Origin of the sequence: Streptosporangium sp. NPDC000396 (genome assembly GCF_042898655.1) — a bacterium.
Classification (GTDB): Bacteria; Actinomycetota; Actinomycetes; order Streptosporangiales; family Streptosporangiaceae; genus Streptosporangium.
The window spans coordinates 1-1,540 of the sequence record NZ_JBIAZA010000089.1 but is presented as its reverse complement, the minus strand read 5'-3'; the positions used below and the strand labels follow the sequence as shown (position 1 = coordinate 1,540).

Annotated in this window: 1 protein-coding gene; it reads right to left on the bottom strand. The window is 66.8% G+C overall.

Annotated elements, in window-relative coordinates; translation table 11 throughout:
• The coding region (gene rpoB / locus ACFY2X_RS47315) for a DNA-directed RNA polymerase subunit beta (RefSeq protein WP_389952052.1) at positions 1-1,540 on the bottom strand (1,540 nt) is incomplete at both ends.

Here is a 1,540-nt window from a genome sequence, read left to right as displayed (position 1 = left end):
TTCTCCCCGAAGATCGCGCGCAGCAGCCGCTCCTCGGGGGTCAGCTCGGTCTCACCCTTGGGCGTGACCTTGCCGACCAGGATGTCGCCGGTGACCACCTCGGCGCCGATGCGGATGATGCCGCGCTCGTCGAGGTCGGCCAGGACCTCCTCGGAGACGTTCGGGATGTCCCGGGTGATCTCCTCGGGGCCCAGCTTGGTGTCGCGGGCGTCGACCTCGTGCTCCTCGATGTGGATCGAGGACAGGACGTCGTCCTGGACCAGTCGCTGGGACAGGATGATCGCGTCTTCGTAGTTGTGGCCCTCCCAGGGCATGAACGCCACCAGGAGGTTCTTGCCGAGTGCCATCTCGCCGTCGTCGGTGCACGGACCGTCGGCGATGACCTGGTTGACCTCGATCCGGTCGCCCTCGGCGACGATCGGCTTCTGGTTGAAGCAGGTGCCCTGGTTGGACCGCTTGAACTTGGCCACCCGGTAGGTGGTGCGGGTGCCGTCGTCGTTCATCACGGTGATGTAGTCGGCGGAGACCTCCTCGACCACACCCGCTTTCTCTGCGCTGATCATGTCGCCCGTGTCGGTCGCGGCCCGGTACTCCATGCCGGTGCCGACCAGCGGCGACTCGCTCTTCAGCAGCGGCACCGACTGGCGCATCATGTTCGCGCCCATGAGCGCCCGGTTGGCGTCGTCGTGCTCCAGGAACGGGATCATCGCGGTCGCCACCGACACCATCTGCCGCGGCGACACGTCGATGTAGTCGACCTCCTCGGCACGGGCGAGCTCGGTCTCACCGCCCTTGGTGCGGACCAGGACGCGCGCCTCCGCGAACGAGCCGTCAGGGTTGAGCTCCGTGTTGGCCTGCGCCTTGACGTGACGGTCTTCCTCGTCGGCCGTGAGGTAGTCGATCTGCTCGGTCACCTTGCCGTCGACGACCTTGCGGTAGGGCGTCTCGACGAAGCCGAAGGCGTTGAGCCTGCCGAAGGAGGCCAGCGAGCCGATCAGACCGATGTTCGGGCCTTCCGGCGTCTCGATCGGGCACATCCGGCCGTAGTGGGACGGGTGCACGTCACGGACCTCGAAGCCGGCCCGCTCCCGGGACAGACCACCCGGACCGAGCGCGTTCATACGCCGCTTGTGGGTCAGGCCGGCCAGCGGGTTGATCTGGTCCATGAACTGCGACAGCTGCGAGGTGCCGAAGAACTCCTTGATCGACGCCACCACCGGGCGGATGTTGATCAGGGTCTGCGGGGTGATCGCCTCGACGTCCTGGGTGGTCATCCGCTCCCGGACGACCCGCTCCATCCGGGCCAGGCCCAGGCGGACCTGGTTCTGGATGAGCTCGCCCACGCTGCGCAGGCGGCGGTTGCCGAAGTGGTCGATGTCGTCGGTCTCCACGACGACCCGCTCACCCTGGGCGCTCGGCATCGATTCCTCGCCCGCGTGCAGGCGGACGATGTATTCGATGGTGGAGACGATGTCCTCTTCGGTCAGCGTCCCCTGGGTGATGTCGGTGTCGACCCCGAGCTTCTTGTTGATCTTGTATC